The organism is Tritonibacter sp. SIMBA_163 (assembly GCF_046535935.1).
Lineage (GTDB): Bacteria > Pseudomonadota > Alphaproteobacteria > Rhodobacterales > Rhodobacteraceae > Epibacterium > Epibacterium scottomollicae.
In genome coordinates this window covers 1-257 of sequence record NZ_JAWJBP010000776.1, presented here as the reverse complement: position 1 = coordinate 257, position 257 = coordinate 1, and the positions used below count along the sequence as shown (strand labels likewise).

Sequence of the window (257 nt, the reverse complement as noted above, 5' to 3'; positions counted from 1 at the left end):
CGCCGGCGATACCGCGCGGCGGCACGCCGAAGTGGCGATAGAAGCGTTTGTCCGCGGTGGCGACAATGGCGTTCTTCAAATGCGGCGACACCGTATCCGCGGTCACCACACCGCCAAACTGACCCCCGCGCCAGGCAAAGGTCTTGCCCGCGCGATCCAGCAATGTGACTGAGCCCTGGTTCCGACCATCCAGTAGCGCCTGATACTCCGGCAGCTTGGAATAATGATAGGCCACCGCCCCGGCAAGAAAGAGCCCG

Annotated in this window: 1 protein-coding gene; it reads right to left on the bottom strand. The window is 63.8% G+C overall.

Annotated elements, in window-relative coordinates:
* Nucleotides 1-257 (bottom strand): transglycosylase domain-containing protein (locus R0J92_RS24430; protein WP_411053588.1); only part of this gene is annotated, 257 nt, incomplete at both ends.